Origin of the sequence: Cytobacillus dafuensis (assembly GCF_007995155.1) — a bacterium.
Classification (GTDB): Bacteria; Bacillota; Bacilli; order Bacillales; family Cytobacillaceae; genus Cytobacillus; species Cytobacillus dafuensis.
The window spans coordinates 783,926-800,711 of record NZ_CP042593.1 but is presented as its reverse complement, the minus strand read 5'-3'; the positions used below and the strand labels follow the sequence as shown (position 1 = coordinate 800,711).

The window sequence follows — 16,786 nt, the reverse complement described above, 5'->3', positions numbered from 1 at the left end:
TTACAATCTAGTTAACAAGTAAATACGAGACGGTATAAGAGACCACAAATGAAGTTAGAAGAAAGTTTCCTGACTTTGTTTGTGGTCTCTTTATATTTAAAAGGAGGGATTCAAAAATTATTAATAATCAAAGGAGTAATTTCACCATGAAAAAGAAAGTTTTTATTTTTGATTTAGATGGAACATTGTATCATGATATGGCATTTACCGAAGCTTATATTGAGTTGTTAACGAATGACTACTGGATTCAAGATGCGATCAAATACGAATTGAATGACATCTTAGACGGCGTCAGTGAAATTGATTTGAATGACATTTTAAATACTCAAATCGGCAGTTATTCACTTGGTGATCCATGGCAAGTTATCTTGTATTTGTCTCGTAAATACGAGATCCCAGAAGCGAAGCAGGTCGAAGCATTTTACAACGTAAGAGAACAAATGATACAACCAGGTTTTGCGCTTAAAATGAACAACACATATATCGAGACAGTTAAAAACTTAGATGACGTAAAAATATTAATGACAAATTCACCAGAAGAGAACGCATCAACATTTGTTCATTTATTCGGATTAAATAATGCTTTTGATCACTATTATTATGATGCGAAGAAGCCAACAGGAATGTCTACTTACGTTAAGAAAATTCAAAAGATGTACCCAGACCATGAAATTATCTCTATCGGCGATAATTACATCAACGATATTAAGCCATGCCAGGACATTGGCATTAAAGGAATTTATATTAATCATTTCAATAAAACGATTAACGATCAATACGTTCAAGTTGTACAAGATTTAAAAGAATTGAATGAAATGTTAATGACTACATATGAAAAGAGGAAAACACATTGAAAAAATTTTTATTGTTATTGTCACTTTTGGTTTTAGTTTTATCAGCATGTGCACCAGCTAGTGGTGAAGAAGACAAAAAGAAAGAAGCAAGCAGTGGAGAAAAGACAAAAATCGAATATTGGCATGTTAATGCTGAAACATTAGGTGGAAAAACGGTTGAGAAGTTAGTTGCGGATTTTAACGCACAAAGTGAAACAGTTGAGGTTACAGCAAAGTTCAATCCAGATATGTATAAAGGTTTAATGCAAAATTTACAAGCTGAAGCAGCAACTGGCAATTCGCCAGCAGTTGTTCAAGTTGGTTGGGCTTTCTTAGATTATTTCTCACAAAACTTTGAATATGTTGAGCCACAAACTGTAATTGACAAACACTTCCCAGAAAGTAAGACATTCTTAGAGGATAATTTTTTACCAAACATCATCGATCTTGCAAAGAATTCTGAAGGCAGTCAAGTTGGTATTCCTTACTCCTTAAGTACACCTGTACTTTATATCAACAAAGATATGTTAAAAGAAGCTGGCCTTGATGAGAATGGTCCAAAAACATGGCAAGAAGTTGAGAAGTTTGCAAAACAGATCAAAGAGAAAACAGGTAATTACGGAATATATATTCAAGAACCTGCAGATAACTGGGCAACTCAAGCAATCTTAGAAAGTAATGGTGCAAAAATGTTAGACAATGGTAAGGCAACGTTTGCTTCTAAAGAAGGTATCGAAGCATATGAAATGTATAAAAAGATGGTTGTAGATGATAAGACGGCTCTTCACATCGGCTGGGATCAAGGTATCCAAAGTTTTATCGACGGTAAAGTTGGAATGATGTACACAACTATTGCACAACGCTCTAACGTTCAAAATAATGCAAAGTTTGATGTAGCAACAGTTAAATCACCAGCATTTGAAGGGAAAGAAGTTAGGCTTCCAGCAGGCGGTGCGATGTTAGCCATTACTGCGAAAGATGATAAGGAACAAAAAGCAGCTTGGGAATTCATGGAGTATTTATATAGCGTTGAAGCTATGGCTGAATGGACAAAAGGTACAGGATACGTTCCTCCACGTAAAGATGTTGCACAATCTGAAAATGGCTTAAAAGAATTCTTAGAAGAAAATGAAATGATGAATGCTGCAATTGAACAGATGGACGGCGTTGTATCTTGGACAAGTTTCCCTGGTAATTCAGGATTAGAAGCGGAACAAAAATTATTAGATATTCGCGATGAGATTTTAGGCGGTAATGTTGATGTTGAAGAAGGACTGAAGAAAACTGAAAAAGAAATTAATGAATTGCTAGGAAAATAGAGTAAGAAACGTCACCTACACGGTCTATGATCTGTAGGTGACGATTTATTCATGGAGAGGTAAAAGATGTTAGAAAAACTAAAGCCATATTTATTTTTAGCACCTGCAATAGTACTCTTGTTAGTTTTTACAGTTATCCCAATGGTTTACACACTTTATTTAAGCTTTTTTGATTGGAATATGATTTCACCCACTAAAGAGTTTGTGGGTTTAGATAATTACATAAACATATTAACGAACGATACAACGAAGAAAGTGATTTTCAATACATTTTTCTATATCGTTGTGTTGATTTTATTTAACTGCGTCATTACTTATATTTTTGCTTTTATTATTGGATATGTGGTCAAGCGATTTAAAGGATTTTATAAAGTGGCGTTCTTTATACCGTCTGTTATATCACTTGTTGTTGGTTCAATTTTATTCACTTGGATTTTAAACCCCATCTCTGGGCCAGTTGCCATTATTGGAGAAATGTTTGGATTTTCAATTCCAAATTGGTCTAAAACAGATGGATTAGTCATTATTGTACTTAGTTTAATTGTCTCTTGGAAAGTGTTTGGATATAACTTTATCGTGTTATATGCGTCGGTTGTTGGTGTATCAAAGGAAATTATTGAAGCGGCAAGGCTTGATAATATTTCTAACTTCAGAATCTTTTTAGATATCGTCTTGCCAATGAGTTCAGCAACAGGGTTTTACATTTTAATTTTAACAATCGTTCAAGGGCTTCAATATGTATTTACACCGATTAAAGTGATCACACAAGGTGGTCCGAATTACGGGAGCAGTAACTTGATTTATCAAGCTTATCACGAGGCTTTTGTTGTATATAAAACGGGGGAATCAGCTGCACTTGCGATGATTACACTCCTTATTTTCGTCATTTTATTATTATTAGAATTCTTGTTTGTGGAAAGAAGGATTTACTATGAAAACAAATAATTACAAAAACATGATCCTTCACATCATACTCATAAGCTTCATTCTATTGACTATATATCCAATTGTATTTGCTATTTCAAATTCCTTTAAAGAGTTAAGTGAAGCTTTCACATCTACGTTATCGCTTATTCCTGAAAAATTCACATTAGAGAATTATACAGGATTATTCGATAGCATCCCTGTTGTTGGTATTACGATAAACACATTAATTACTGCGAGCGTTATTACAATTGCCAAAGTAGCAACATCATTTCTTGCAGCATACGCTATCGTCTATTATCAATTTAAGTTTAAGAATGTAACGTATTTTGCGTTAATTTGTACAATCTTTATACCGTTCACGGTAACGATGATTCCGAACTATTTAATCATTTCGGAACTAGGACTTCAAAATAATATTTGGGGTGTTATTCTTCCTCAAATGGCTGATGCCATTGGAATCTTTATGTTGACTCAATCGATGAAAGGAATACCTAAGTCATTAATTGAAGCTGCAAAGCTTGATAATATTCCAACGAAATATATTATGAAGGATCATATTCTTCCAATGGTGAAACCGGCTGTAACATCAACAAGTATATGGTTTTTCATTTTAGCTTGGAATGAGTACGTATGGCCTGTTCTTATTTTGAAGACAACGGAGAACTTTACATTACCTCTTGCACTTCAACTGTATATAAGTTCTGAGGGTGGAACGAATTTTACAGTTGCGATGGCATTGTCAGTCATTACAATGGCGATTCCACTCGGATTATATTTAATATTCCAAAAGCATATTATCAATACATTTACGACAAGTGGTATTAAATAAAAAAGGAGCATGAAATGGGTACGATAAAGCTAGAATCAATTAACAAATCATATAAAGATACAAAGGTGATTGAGAATTTAAATTTAACCATTAACAAAGGTGAGAGACTCGTACTGTTAGGTCCATCAGGCTGTGGTAAGTCTACATTACTTAGAATTATCGCAGGTTTGGAAGAGATTAATAGTGGAAGTATTCAGTTTGAAGAAAAAGAAATGAGTCATTTGAGTGCTGGAGAAAGAAATGTAGCAATGGTATTCCAAAACTATGCACTTTATCCGCATATGAATGTTGAGAAAAATATAACTTACGCTTTAAAGCGTAACGAGGTTCCGAAAGCAGAAATCAATAAACGCTTGGAAAAGGCGTTAGATATGTTAGAACTACAAGAATATCGAACAAGATTGCCTAAAGATTTATCAGGTGGTCAAAGACAGCGTGTCGCCTTAGCAAGAGCGATAGTAAAACAGACTGAGTACTTTTTATTAGACGAGCCTTTATCTAACTTAGATGCAAAGCTTAGAGTTTCAGCAAGACAATCATTACTTCACTTACATGAAGAATTTAAGCACACATTTGTCTATGTAACACATGATCAAGTCGAAGCCATGGCATTGGGTGATAGAATCGTTGTCTTAAAGAAAGGTGAAATTCAAATGTTAGACACGCCTGAAAATATTTATTTCAAGCCTGTCAATGTGTTCACAGCACAATTCATAGGATCACCTCCAATGAATATTTTCAAAGCATCACTTAAAGATAAATCTTTAAAAATAGGACAGACTGAAATTGATTTACCTGAAAATTTAAGAGTCAGACTGTTGGAATATGAAAAGAATGAAATATATTTAGGAATTCGTCCAGAACATATGTCTATTAGCACAACAGGTCTTTATGATATGACATTTAATTTCATTGAGAATTATGGAAGCCAATACGGCGTATGTCTTAATTTCAATGGACAAGAATGTATAACGGTCAGTAACAAAAAAATTACGGATAAAATGGTAAAAGTTAATTTCGATTTAAACCACCTTCACCTTTTTGATATCGACACAGAAGAAAATTTGATTTATCCATAAAAGGAGGAAACACCATGACAATCTATATTAGTACAAATGTATTCTTAACAACAGGTTTATCGCCAATAAAAGATTTATTACCACTTTTAAATGATGATTCAGTAGGATTTGAACTCTTTCCAAATTGGAAAAATAAATCGTTTCGATCTGAATTAAAAGATTTTGAACATATACTTAAAGATTTACCATTAACGGTTCATGGGCCCTATTTCGGTGTAGAGCATAGTGAGAAAAAAGGTTCAAAAGAATATGATGAGGCAATGGATCAAATGACTGAAACAGTTGAATTATGTAGAAATTTAAATATTAAACACCTTGTATTCCATCACAATAATAAAGTGATTACAGATGAGAATAGGTTAGAAAGTATTAAACATAGCAGAGAGAATTTAAAAGAGTTAAATGAACGATTAAAAAATGATGATATTGCTATTCTACTAGAAAATGCAGGTGTTCATTCTAAGAGAAATGTCTTATTCAACGAGGTAGAATTTATTAATGAATGTTTAAATGAAGTGAATAATGTGTTAATCGATATCGGACATGTTCATGCTAACAGTTGGAATCTAGAAAATGTTATAAAGTCACTAAAACATAAGATAACACACTATCATCTTCATAATAACGATGGTGTTCAAGATTCTCATGAAAGAATTTTAGATGGAACTTTGAATTTTGAAGAATTCATTAAATTATACAAAGAGCATACACCAAATGCACATTTAATTCTTGAATACGGTCTACATATAGGAGAAGATGTTCGAGCAATTGCAGAAGATGTAAAATATATTAAGGAAAAATTTAAAATAAATTAGGGATGAGGAGGACCGAGGGGACAGGAACCTATCCCCTCAGTCCTTGTATCATGTACGCCTGATATCATTACGATTCACTAAGTGACTGCTTCTTCATTTTCACCATAACTCCTAATAGGATTGGAATCGCCATCAATGAGGATAAGCTCAACAATCCAAATACAAGAATTGGCTTGTCGTAACCATATGTATCTAGCAGAAAACCTCCGAGTGCTGGTCCAATAACATTCCCTATCTGCGTAAAACCCATTGCCCCAAAATACGTGCCGCGTAAATGAGGCTTAGCAATATTGTCCATGAATAAATCCGTCATGCTAAACATTAACACTTCTCCAGCCGTAAATAATATCATCACAATAACCCAGGAAAGCATTCCTTTAGCCAAACCAAAGCCCATTAAACCTAAGCTAGTCAATATACTCCCCAACATGATGGAGGTCAGAGGTGAGTACTTTTTCCCGATCGTTAACAGCGGGTATTGAATGGTAATGACGGTGACTGCATTTAGTGCTAATAATATCGAAAATGTTTTTGCCCCGTTTTCAATAAGTGGAGTGTTCGATAAATATTGCGGTAATGTGGATGACAATTGAGAATAACCTGTAATCGTCAAAATAAAGCCAATCAAAGACCATAATAATATGGAATCCGACTTAGTGATCCTTAATGCTTCCACTAATTTAACATGATTACCAGCACTCACATTTTCTTTAGGACCTGTTTTAATAGATGTCTTTTGATATGTAATTAGAAGTGAAACACCATACAAGGCATATACAGCTGCTGCAATAAAAAAGGCAAAGGTTGTTTCAGATGAACCTAAATAAAACCCAAGGAGTGGACCAAAAATCACACCGACATTAATCGCGGTATAGCGCAGATTAAAAATGATCAAACGATTTTTCGCTTCTGTTAAATCTGCGAGCAATGCCCTAGACGCAGGTTCAAAGACTGAACGACAGAAACCATTTAGCGCATTCATAAGAAAGAATCCCCAAATCGCTTCTACTATACCAAAGCCAATAAAAACAAATGACCAAATAAAAATGGAAATTAATAAAACTCTTTTTCTACCAAATCGATCTGAAAAATAACCACCGAAAAAACTAGTTGCGATCCCAACAAGTGAACTAACCGCAATGATTAGACCTGTTTCAGTGGCAGAAACCCCTTTTACCTTTGTTAAATAAATGGCCAAAAACGGAATGCTCATGGAAGTTGCCATTCTTCCAAAAACCGTTCCTATAACAATATTCCACACTAATGGATGCAAATTCTTGAGTGACTTCATAAATACTCCTCTAATCCTTTTTCAATAGTGAATCTATTCTAACTTTTATAATCTATTATGGCAATATTAAAACTGGAAAAGTAATGCAGTGAATTAGAACCTACGTTCCTGTATAATGATGATAGAACAAAAAATGAATGGTTTAAAGTAATAAAGTGAAACTTCAATCAGTGGGGGTTTTCCTTCATCCCCCACTGATTGTTAGTTGAACCAATCACGCTCAAAACGCCACGTCCTGTGGCTTTCGCCTGACTAGGACATCCTGTCCGTCGTCGGGTTTTTACGGGCTGTTGATCCCCCACTTAGAAATTTATTCTTTACTCAACTTCTTGAAGTGGGGGTCTTACAGCCCGTTAATCTGCGGTAAAACTACTAAATGAGGTGTTTTTTGATGAAGAAATGGACAAGAGATATTGAAATAAATGCTCCAATTGAACAGGTTTGGAAGTATCTTGATGGTTCTTTAGATAATATGCAAAAAATTATGCCTAAAGTCATTGAACATAAGCCTATCAAAATAACGGAAGATGGGGTTGGCAGTGTATATCGACAAAAATATCAAGAAGGAATTCGAATAGAAGAGTATGATGTAGAAACATTAGAATATACAAATACCCCTGATCATAAAAAGCTAAAAGTAGGTTTTATACTTGCTAATATGTTTGATATTAAAGCTTTTTATGAATTAAATAAAATAAATGATAATAAAACTTCCTTTAAATATAAAGTGACCAATCGCCCATTAAAATGGTTTGTGAATTTATTCTTATTATTTGGAAATGATAAGGTAGTCGTTGAATTTTTAGAACGTGTAAAAAGTGTAGCTGAGGCTGAAGCAAGAGGTTGATTTTTGTATATTGGTGCCTGCTCCCTAGCCTATTAAGGCCCTGACGCAAAGGGTGAGGCACCATTACTTACTCGATCTCTTTTTTTTCTGCCAACCAGTCAAAAGAGAAAATGATGAATTATTGTTTCTGACAAAATATCGATTGCCATCCCTCTTGTTCATTTTCTTCAAAATAATGAAGAGTCCAATCACCAAATTCAGATAATAATTCTTTCGGCTGCAGTTTATATTGATTGGAAATTTTTCGATCTCCGTTCTCCGGTGACTGATAAAAGGTTTCCATATAAAAATAACCATCCTCTTTTAAGAGGCTTCGAACAATCGGAAAAAGAGAGCGGTCTAAGTAATAAGAAATGACAATTAAATCAAAAGTTTTATGTGTCCTTCTAAGATTGTGCAATTCAGTAAGATCAGCAGTGTGCGATTGGATGTTGAGATTATATTTGGCTGCCTGTTCTTTTATAAAGTTGATCGCGACGTCTGAAATATCCATTGCCTCAACTTGATAGTTTAGGCGCGAAAGGAAAAAGCTGTTTCCGCCAAGACCACAGGCAAGATCCAGTGCTGTACCACCATTAAGATAAGCAGATAGTTTCTTTAATCTTAGATTCGGCTCGGGCTGTTTCTGCAGATTTAGGCATTCCGCATGCTTCGTGTTCCATTTTTTTTTAGTGATCATAAATGATAACCTCTTATTCGTTTTTTCTTAAGGCAATTTTCTAAGGGATTGTTGATTCTGGATGACTGTGGCACCATTTTGTTTTTGTGACGGCACGATCGCCTTTGGTTACCGTGCGAACCATTTCTCGCGTGTGGCGGGCACCAACAGTCGCCTTTGGTTAACGTGCGAACCATTTTTCGCGTGTGGCGGGCACCAATACTCGCTTTTGAATACCTTTTATATAAATATTATCCACATAAACAACAGAAATCACGCTAACCGCCAGACTTATTAACTATAAACAATGCATCATTCCTTCAGCTTCATCCCATTTCACAGTAAAGCCTTGTCCTTTTGCACAAAATATGGAGGAAGAGGTATAGTCAGGATCGGCATTTTTATCATATGCGATCCGTTCGATCACTTCTTGTTCGTTATGACAGCGATGATAGCCAGCAAACATTAAACTTATACGGCCCTTCCCCTGTGTAAAAGAGGCAAGTATCGTACTGTAATCCATAAAGGTAGAAACAGGAACGATCCCCGTTAAGATCGCTTTTTCTCCTTCCGTAACTGGCGGGTCAAATCGGCCATATGCCGACTGAATATCCGATAAAACCCTCCCCATTTGGTCCATATCTACTTTTATCTTGAACTGATAATATGGCTCGAGCAGAATGTTGCTGGCTTTTTCCAATCCTTGTCTTAAAGCACGGTAGGTGGCTTCCCGGAAATCGCCCCCATGGGTATGCTGATTGTGAGCTCTTCCAGTTAACAGAGACACCTTTATATCTGTTAGCGGTGACCCAGTAAGCAAGCCATGAATTTCCCGTTCATACATATGCTGACCAACTAAATTTTGATATCCAATTGATAAATCATCTGTATGGCACTGGCTTTCAAATAGGATCCCGCTATTTCTTTTTCCAGGCTCCAATTTCAAATGGACTTCTGCATAATGACGAAGCGGTTCGAAATGGCCATACCCAATGACATCTGTTTCAATGGTTTCTTTATAAAGAATCTCTGGCTTTTCAAAAGCAATTTTTAAGCGAAACCGTTCAAGGACCATTTGCTCTAGCACTTCTAGCTGTATCGCTCCCATGACATGAAGATGTATTACCTGCAAACGCTCCTCCCATGTGACATTAAGTGAAGGGTCCTCCGCTTCCAACATGCGAAAATATCGTAAAGCCTCTTTTACGTTTACTCCAGGTTCAAAGACCACTTTCGATCGCAGCGTTGGCACCATTTCGTACATCGCTTTTTCCTTTAGAGCACCAACTCCATCACCAACGGATGCGCTAGAAAGTCCAGTAACAGCAAAAAGCTCGCCAGCTTCTACCTGATTGATTTGTTCATATTGGGTTCCATTATAACGGCGGATTTGTGTCACTTTTTCTGTTATTTCATTTCCATAAGAGATCTCATCCCGTACCTTTAACACACCACTAAGTGCTTTAATAAAAGTGACTCTTGTGCCATTTTCCTCATAACGGACCTTATAGACTCGTCCTGCAAAAGGTTCACGCATAGGGAAATTCGTAACTGACAATAATTCTAGCTTTTCTAGAAAAGAATTCACTCCTATATCCTGCAAAGCAGATCCACTTGAAGAAGGATAGATTTGGGCAGATTGAATCATGGTTTGCATTTTTTGGAGCCATAAATTAGGTTCATATCCTTTTTCCATATAATGCTCCAATAAATTCTCATCCCGCTCTGCAATGAACTCTATTAATTCATCCTCCATTTTGCCATCAGTAAATGACGCTGAAATATCACAAACATCCTTTGTTAATTGACTGCGAATCTCATCTAAAACCCGATCGACGTCTGCACCGGTCCTGTCGATTTTATTAATGAAGAAAAATGTTGGGATGCGGTGCTTTTTTAATAGATTCCAAACTGTCTCCGTATGCCCTTCTACTCCTTCTACTGCACTGACGACAATAATCGCTACATCCATCACTTGGATTGCCCTCTCCATTTCCGGAGAAAAGTCGACGTGCCCTGGGGTATCAATTAAATAATAGGTGGAGTCCCCATACTCAAAGATTCCCTGATCGGCAAAAACGGTAATGCCTCGCTGCTTTTCAATCTCATGACTGTCAAGAAAGGCACTTTGATGATCAACCCGTCCGCGCTTCTTAATACTTCTTGTATGGTAAAGCAACTGTTCAGAAAAAGTTGTTTTTCCCGCATCGACATGTGCTAAAATTCCAATCGTTTTGTTCATATGTATCCTACTTCTCCTATTCTTATTTCGGTCTGCTCATGATAATAATCATTATAGCAATCTTTAAGCGTTTTCTCATATGAAGAAAAATTGGGGCAGTTCTTATACTTCTGTCCTTCATACTAACAGCCATAAATATGTTAGAATGAATCAACCAAACTATTTTAGCAGTTTAATAAGGATGTGAGACGGTTGAAACGAATGCTTGCCATAAGTGATATTCATGGGGATTTAGAAAAATTCGAGAGACTGTTAGAGCTTGTTCAATATGACAAAGACCGAGACCAGCTACTATTATTAGGTGATTTTGTGGATCGGGGGCCACATTCGAGAGCTGTTTTAGATAAGGTCATCCAGCTGAGGACTGAGGGAGCGATTGCATTAATTGGCAATCACGAAAAGATGATGATTGATGCTTTTCTTGGTGATCCGATGAACTTAAAAAGATGGTATTACAACGGAGGAATAAATACGCTCCAAAATTACGGCTATGAAATTGAAAAGGACGATTCGGAGTATTGGTATACAACCGATGAAATGCCTGAGCCTATTCAAATGAATGATGATATACGCAAACACATCGAAATACTAAAAGAATTTCCTTACTACTATGAAACAGACACCCATATCTTTGTCCATGCAGGAGTTCATCCAGAAACACCAATAGAATCAACTGAACCTCCTACATTAGTGTGGATCCGCGAGGAATTTCACAATGGATACACTGGAGAAAAGACCGTTGTATTCGGACATACACCTACAAATTATTTGCACGAAAGCAACGATGTATATTTTGGGAATAATAATATCATTGGAATTGATGGCGGTTGTGCTTATGGCGGAAGGTTGTATTGTCTAGAGGTTGGGAGCTCACAAGTTTTTTATGTTGAATAAAATATATTTAAAGCGCACCTTTCTTGATAGGTGCGCTCTTAGTTCGTACTAACTCAATGATGACTGCTTTGAGTATCTCGATATCATCTTGAATATATACATTGGCACATAAGCTGCTACTAGCATTGGAATAATGAGTTGTATTGGGAATATCATGATAAAAATCAATACAACTGCTATTGGCTTTTTGAGTGCTGCACTTGTGAGTGAAGTAGTTACAACGGTAATAGATGTTACTGGATCTATTGAGAATAGCAACGCAATTGCATATCCTATACTTACCCCTGCGAAAATAATAGGAAATATATGTCCTCCACGCCAACCAGTGGCTAAACAAAATTCTGTTAAGAATAGCTTTATTATACCTATTGCCAAAAGTAAATAAACAGACATATGGGTCCACTCTGCAGCTAATTCTGTTAGCTCATGCTCCCCCGAAAATAAAGTAATAGGAAGAACCGTTCCGATTAATCCTAGTACTAGTCCACCTATAACAGCTCTAATTACCTTATAATTTTCAAGTGGTTTGAGTGCCTTATGAAGAACGTGCCCAAAAAACTCATATAATTTTGCAAGCAATATTCCTACAAGGATAAGCGGGATTATAGCTATTATTTCATGTTTACCTATTGAAGCTGAACCAAAATCCGCTATAGAAAATTGTCTGTTATCTATTTTGGATAACATGATAAATACAAAGAAACCTGCAACAGTAGTAATGGAATATACAAGTGTCTTTATCACCTTGATACGTCTTGGATCTTCTTTATCTTCAAAGAATGAAGAAACTCCATATAGCGGTGCCCTAAAAATCATCCCAATTGTAGCTTCAACACTATACTCGATCATGATATCTTCATGTTCATTTAAAACATTTTTTTTCTTAACTAAGGATTTAATAACATCTCCTGCCCATGTAGCAAGACCTCCTACAATGCCAACTAAAGCGGCCTCGGGACCAAGACTAGCTCCAAAAGAAAGAACACAAAGGGCAGTAATTGAGCTCTTATATCCTGAACTGTAATCAATTCTTTTTGTTTCCTTGAATTCTGCAACGACATCATCCATATTACGTGGGTAATTACCAAAATACTTTTGACATAAACCTACTAATATTCCTCCAACTAAACACACGATTATGGTCCAATTATTAACATCCACCACACTCGGTAAATCATCCCATAAAAAGTGAGTGGTTAAAGAAACAATAGCTAAAAAACTCCATGTCAGAAGCCCAGTAACCCCGCCTATTATGATGCTATATAGAAATAAATTTCCTAATCCTTTAAATTTCATTTTCTAAATTGCCCCACTTTCCTTCTGAGTTCAGCTCTTAATATTTTTTCTGACCGCTGCCACAGGAGTAAGGATCGTTACGGCCTAGTTATGATTGCTTTCTAATTTTGAATCTTGCGAGTCAACAGCGCGACACTCTCTACATGAGTAGTCTGCGGAAACATATCCACCGGCTGCACCTCAACTGTCTTATACCCGCCATCTTCCAATATCCGCAAATCCCTCGCCAATGTTCCAGGATTGCAGCTGACATAGACGACTCTCTTCGGCTTCATTTCTATAATTGTTTTCAAAAGTGCCTCGTCGCATCCTTTTCGAGGAGGATCGACAACAAGTACGTCTGCTGAATTACCTTTTTCATACCATTTTGGAATGACTGCTTCCGCTTCCCCAGCAGCAAATACTGCATTTGTGATTCCGTTAAGTTCTGCATTTCGTTTCGCATCCTCAATGGCTTCCGGCACAATCTCTACACCAAAAACCTTCTTCGCCTTTTTGGCGAGAAATAAAGAAATCGTACCAATTCCGCAGTAAGCATCAATAACCTTTTCTTCGCCGCTTAGATCAGCGTATTCCAGGGCTTTTTCGTAAAGAACCTTTGTTTGCTCTGGATTTACTTGATAAAAGGAACGCGCAGAAATGGCAAACTTTATATCACCGATGAAATCATAAATGACTTCTTCTCCCCAAAGTACTTTTGTTTCATCTCCAAAGATCACATTTGTTTTCTTGGGATTGACGTTTTGGACAATTGATTTTATGCCTGGTACTCGCGAGATGATTTCTTCAATCAATTTCTTTTTATGCGGCAAATCATTTGTTCTTGAAATTAATACAACCATCACTTCACCTGTCACAAGTCCGTAACGGGTCATGACATGGCGAAGGTCCCCTTTATGTCTGCCTTCATCATAGGCACGAACGCCGTACCGGCTGCAGATTTCAATGACCGCCTGAACAACCTCGTCATTTTTCTCCTGCTGGATGATGCATTCCTTCATATTAATGATTTGATGGCTTCGCTGCTGATAGAAGCCGCCGATTAATCCGCCTTCCTGTTCACCAACAGGAACTTGAGCCTTGTTTCGGTATCGCCAAGGTTCCTTCATTCCAAGTACTGGGTGAACTTTCACATTTTCAAGCTTCCCAATCCGCTCAAGCACATCCTTCACTTGCTTTTCCTTTGCTTTTAACTGTCCCTCATAGCTTAAGTGCTGAAGCTGACAGCCGCCGCATTCCTTATAAATTGGACACGTAGCCTTTACTCGATATGGGCTTTCTTCGTATGTTTCAATCAGTTTACCAAATCCGTACCCTTTATTAACCTTAATCACTTTGATCTTTGCTTTTTCTCCTGGGAGACCATTCGGGACAAATAGCGGATAGCCATCAACCTTAGCAACTCCAGCCCCATCATGGGTTAGATCCTCAAATACAACATCTATATAATCATTTTTTTGTACCGGTAGTGTTTTGCTCATTATTTTCTTCCTCATTTTTAACTTTTAATAAGGGAAATTGTAACACATAATTCGTTTGAATACGAAAAATCAATTTGCTGACGATCCATGAAACAACTTATCAGCCAATTTAGATAGTTTGTCAGCCAAATGATACTTATATCCGCCAATTCACAGCATTTATCCGCCACATTACTTCGTTTATCCGCCAGTCTACAGCATTTATCCGCCAATCAAAATAACCTACAAAAAAACCCGCTCCTACTCGGAACGAGCTTCTTCTTTCTAATTACTGCTAACCCAATCTTTTGGACGATCCTCTTCACGGATTTCATCAATTGGGACAAATACTTCAAGATGTCTGTACAGATTGACAAACTCTGCAGGCAATAATCCTCCAAACTCCCCATCAAGATTCAGCTGCAACTTTTCACTTGAATGAACTTTTATCCGATTAGCCTGAGTATAAATAACATTAGAATCATGGATATGCTCACCACGAACAGCCAATGTAGCAATTCGGATAAAATCAGCTAAGTTTGTCTTTTTTAAGATTAACAGCGAGAATAATCCGTCATTAATCGATGAATCTGGAGCGAGCTTTTCAAAGCCCCCGACAGAATTTGTTAATCCTACAAGGAAGAGCATCGCTTCTCCTTCAAATAGCTTCCCATCGTACTCAATGCTCACTTCCGTTGAGCGAATCGATGGAAGCATTTCGATCCCCTTTAAATAATACGCAAGCTGCCCAATCATGGTTTTTAGTTTACTTGGCACTTCATAGGTAAGCTCCGTCAGCCTGCCCCCGCCTGCAATATTGATAAAATATTTATCATTGATCCGTCCGATATCAACAGGGATTGTATCCCCTTGAACAATTATATCTGCGGCCGCTTCGATGTCTCTAGGAATATGGAGCGCTCTTGCGAAATCATTTGTCGTTCCAACTGGAATAATCCCAAGCTTTGGACGATATTCCTGCTCTGCCAATCCATTCACGACTTCATTTATCGTACCGTCTCCTCCAGCAGCTACAACGAGATCATAACGACGCTCAACAGCAATTCGAGCTGCCTTCGTCGCATCCCCAGCACCTGTCGTCGCATGGCAAGAGGTCTCATAGCCAGCTGTTTCTAGCCTTTGCAGCACCTCTGCTAAATGCTTTTTAAAAATCTCCCGACCGGAAGTTGGATTATAAATAATTCTTGCTCTTTTCATTCCCATCATCCTATTTTTAAACTTTATATTGCGTTATCCGTTTTCTCATTCCCCGTTAACATCATAACTAAAAGGAACCAACATAGCAATTGATACGAGTGCTCATACAGACTTCAGTTCCATTTAAAATTTTATACCATTTTAATCAACCATATTTAAACTGATTTGATTGGTATTCAAAATTTGAAGATGATGACTACCCTTTCCTGTTTGGAAAGTGGCATGCTTAAAGGTAGAATCCGTATAACCTTCTTCCGTTTGTTGTTCTGGGTCCTCTGTTACTGTCCATTTTTTGCGGTCACCATCAAGCTCTTGAACTCCTGATGCCGTTACTTTTACATCGCTAGTATTTTGAATTTGTAGAGAAAGATTAGAAGCCTGATCGACCGCCCAATTACTCACAAGTGTACGTGGTTTAAGTGTGATGGAATTATTGTTTCCGTTCACTTCAAGCTTTACATGATTAGGGATGAGAATTGTTGCATTAAGGCTAGCAAAACGGTCAAATGGACCTGCAGTCTCACTTGGCAATCCTTTCACCGTTATATACAGGGTATCCCCTTTTTCCTGAAATGAAACGTAATCCTCAGCTTTTGAAATCAATTTTTCATTTTTTCCAACCAATGCCCGATAGGTTCCAAACATGGAGATATTATTCTCAGTTGTTCCTTCGATTGTTAATGGGTATTGATCAGCGTTAACAACGACACGCTTCACCTTATTGCTTATTGGCTGCTCATAAGCAGGAAGGTCCATCGCTCGCTCTTCTCTTTGCAAAACATCATCCATTTTCCCTAATATTCCTGTTGAACTTAAGATAGCAAAGCCAATCCCAACTGTTCCAAGTATCCCAACAAAGAAAATACTAAGAAAATCATATTTTAAAAACGGCTTCTCCTGCCGTGATAGGAATAAAAATAGTAGTATCTCAAGTCCAAGAACAACTAATATTATCGGCCACCATGACATCATGACATGAATCAGATCTAAACTAAAAAATTGAGTTAATAGTAGAATAATACCTAGAAAAAGGAGCGAAGCCCCCATAGAAAAAGTACCAACCCGCCAGGTCCTCATA

Annotated in this window: 15 protein-coding genes; 8 read left to right on the top strand and 7 right to left on the bottom strand. The window is 37.0% G+C overall.

All coding sequences use genetic code 11. The annotated features are described in order from the left end of the window. Nucleotides 1-146 precede the first annotated feature (146 nt). From FSZ17_RS04020 to FSZ17_RS03995, 6 genes are all read left to right on the top strand, one after another. Nucleotides 147-854 (top strand): HAD family hydrolase, encoded by a 708-nt coding sequence (locus tag FSZ17_RS04020; RefSeq protein WP_057775787.1) that lies wholly within the window; start codon nucleotides 147-149, stop codon nucleotides 852-854. Continuing rightward, nucleotides 851-2,152 carry an ABC transporter substrate-binding protein gene (locus FSZ17_RS04015; RefSeq protein ID WP_057775786.1) on the top strand — a complete coding sequence of 434 codons (1,302 nt, stop codon included), beginning with the start codon at nucleotides 851-853 and terminating at the stop codon, nucleotides 2,150-2,152. Before FSZ17_RS04020 ends, FSZ17_RS04015 begins: the two co-directional genes overlap by 4 nt. Nucleotides 2,153-2,218: 66 nt before the next feature. Further along, the gene (locus tag FSZ17_RS04010; protein WP_057775785.1) at nucleotides 2,219-3,097 is read left to right on the top strand and encodes a carbohydrate ABC transporter permease; all 879 of its coding nucleotides are present in this window, start codon (nucleotides 2,219-2,221) and stop codon (nucleotides 3,095-3,097) included. Continuing rightward, complete coding sequence (locus FSZ17_RS04005) at nucleotides 3,084-3,908, top strand: carbohydrate ABC transporter permease (protein ID WP_057775784.1); 825 nt, start codon at nucleotides 3,084-3,086, stop codon at nucleotides 3,906-3,908. Before FSZ17_RS04010 ends, FSZ17_RS04005 begins: the two co-directional genes overlap by 14 nt. A gap of 14 nt (nucleotides 3,909-3,922) precedes the next feature. Then, nucleotides 3,923-4,987 carry an ABC transporter ATP-binding protein gene (locus FSZ17_RS04000; protein WP_057775783.1) on the top strand — a complete coding sequence of 355 codons (1,065 nt, stop codon included), beginning with the start codon at nucleotides 3,923-3,925 and terminating at the stop codon, nucleotides 4,985-4,987. A gap of 14 nt (nucleotides 4,988-5,001) precedes the next feature. Continuing rightward, complete coding sequence (locus FSZ17_RS03995) at nucleotides 5,002-5,802, top strand: sugar phosphate isomerase/epimerase family protein (protein WP_057775782.1); 801 nt, start codon at nucleotides 5,002-5,004, stop codon at nucleotides 5,800-5,802. 67 nt (nucleotides 5,803-5,869) lie between these two features. Here the strand turns inward: FSZ17_RS03995 and FSZ17_RS03990 are convergent, their stop codons facing one another. After that, nucleotides 5,870-7,093, bottom strand: coding sequence for an MDR family MFS transporter (locus FSZ17_RS03990; protein WP_057775781.1), 1,224 nt, complete (start codon nucleotides 7,091-7,093; stop codon nucleotides 5,870-5,872). Nucleotides 7,094-7,484: 391 nt separating this feature from the next. On the opposite strand from FSZ17_RS03990, the gene FSZ17_RS03985 reads away from it, so the two are divergent. Continuing rightward, entirely contained in the window at nucleotides 7,485-7,940 is a 456-nt protein-coding gene (locus tag FSZ17_RS03985) for an SRPBCC family protein (protein ID WP_057775780.1), read from the top strand. Nucleotides 7,941-8,058: 118 nt separating this feature from the next. Here FSZ17_RS03985 and FSZ17_RS03980 read toward each other — a convergent pair whose 3' ends face one another. Further along, nucleotides 8,059-8,619, bottom strand: coding sequence for a class I SAM-dependent methyltransferase (locus tag FSZ17_RS03980; protein WP_057775779.1), 561 nt, complete (start codon nucleotides 8,617-8,619; stop codon nucleotides 8,059-8,061). A 277-nt stretch (nucleotides 8,620-8,896) separates the two neighbouring features. Beyond that, entirely contained in the window at nucleotides 8,897-10,840 is a 1,944-nt protein-coding gene (locus FSZ17_RS03975; protein ID WP_057775778.1) for a GTP-binding protein, read from the bottom strand. A gap of 192 nt (nucleotides 10,841-11,032) precedes the next feature. Between FSZ17_RS03975 and FSZ17_RS03970 the strand changes: the two genes are divergently transcribed. Further along, nucleotides 11,033-11,734 (top strand): metallophosphoesterase family protein, encoded by a 702-nt coding sequence (locus tag FSZ17_RS03970; RefSeq protein ID WP_057775777.1) that lies wholly within the window; start codon nucleotides 11,033-11,035, stop codon nucleotides 11,732-11,734. Nucleotides 11,735-11,782: 48 nt separating this feature from the next. Here the strand turns inward: FSZ17_RS03970 and FSZ17_RS03965 are convergent, their stop codons facing one another. The 4 genes from FSZ17_RS03965 to FSZ17_RS03950 form a co-directional block, all read right to left on the bottom strand. Beyond that, a complete protein-coding gene (locus FSZ17_RS03965) occupies nucleotides 11,783-13,030 on the bottom strand; it encodes a chloride channel protein (RefSeq protein WP_057775776.1) in 1,248 nt (415 codons plus the stop codon). Nucleotides 13,031-13,131: 101 nt separating this feature from the next. Then, entirely contained in the window at nucleotides 13,132-14,511 is a 1,380-nt protein-coding gene (gene rlmD, locus FSZ17_RS03960; protein ID WP_057775775.1) for a 23S rRNA (uracil(1939)-C(5))-methyltransferase RlmD, read from the bottom strand. 264 nt (nucleotides 14,512-14,775) lie between these two features. Continuing rightward, nucleotides 14,776-15,708 (bottom strand): diacylglycerol kinase, encoded by a 933-nt coding sequence (locus tag FSZ17_RS03955; RefSeq protein ID WP_057775774.1) that lies wholly within the window; start codon nucleotides 15,706-15,708, stop codon nucleotides 14,776-14,778. 141 nt (nucleotides 15,709-15,849) lie between these two features. Beyond that, nucleotides 15,850-16,785, bottom strand: a complete 936-nt coding sequence (locus tag FSZ17_RS03950; RefSeq protein WP_057775773.1) for a hypothetical protein — start codon at nucleotides 16,783-16,785, stop codon at nucleotides 15,850-15,852. Nucleotide 16,786 lies beyond the last annotated feature (1 nt).

Bases quoted from the DNA above. Each gene is read 5' to 3' on its own strand.
- FSZ17_RS03955 (WP_057775774.1), bottom strand. From the start codon at position 15,708: ATGAAAAGAGCAAGAATTATTTATAATCCAACTTCCGGTCGGGAGATT.
- FSZ17_RS03965 (WP_057775776.1), bottom strand. From the start codon at position 13,030: ATGAAATTTAAAGGATTAGGAAATTTATTTCTATATAGCATCATAATA.
- FSZ17_RS03990 (WP_057775781.1), bottom strand. From the start codon at position 7,093: ATGAAGTCACTCAAGAATTTGCATCCATTAGTGTGGAATATTGTTATA.
- FSZ17_RS03975 (WP_057775778.1), bottom strand. From the start codon at position 10,840: ATGAACAAAACGATTGGAATTTTAGCACATGTCGATGCGGGAAAAACA.
- FSZ17_RS04005 (WP_057775784.1), top strand. From the start codon at position 3,084: ATGAAAACAAATAATTACAAAAACATGATCCTTCACATCATACTCATA.
- FSZ17_RS04010 (WP_057775785.1), top strand. From the start codon at position 2,219: ATGTTAGAAAAACTAAAGCCATATTTATTTTTAGCACCTGCAATAGTA.
- FSZ17_RS04020 (WP_057775787.1), top strand. From the start codon at position 147: ATGAAAAAGAAAGTTTTTATTTTTGATTTAGATGGAACATTGTATCAT.
- FSZ17_RS03995 (WP_057775782.1), top strand. From the start codon at position 5,002: ATGACAATCTATATTAGTACAAATGTATTCTTAACAACAGGTTTATCG.
- FSZ17_RS04000 (WP_057775783.1), top strand. From the start codon at position 3,923: ATGGGTACGATAAAGCTAGAATCAATTAACAAATCATATAAAGATACA.
- FSZ17_RS03985 (WP_057775780.1), top strand. From the start codon at position 7,485: ATGAAGAAATGGACAAGAGATATTGAAATAAATGCTCCAATTGAACAG.
- rlmD (WP_057775775.1), bottom strand. From the start codon at position 14,511: ATGAGCAAAACACTACCGGTACAAAAAAATGATTATATAGATGTTGTA.
- FSZ17_RS03950 (WP_057775773.1), bottom strand. From the start codon at position 16,785: ATGAGGACCTGGCGGGTTGGTACTTTTTCTATGGGGGCTTCGCTCCTT.
- FSZ17_RS03980 (WP_057775779.1), bottom strand. From the start codon at position 8,619: ATGATCACTAAAAAAAAATGGAACACGAAGCATGCGGAATGCCTAAAT.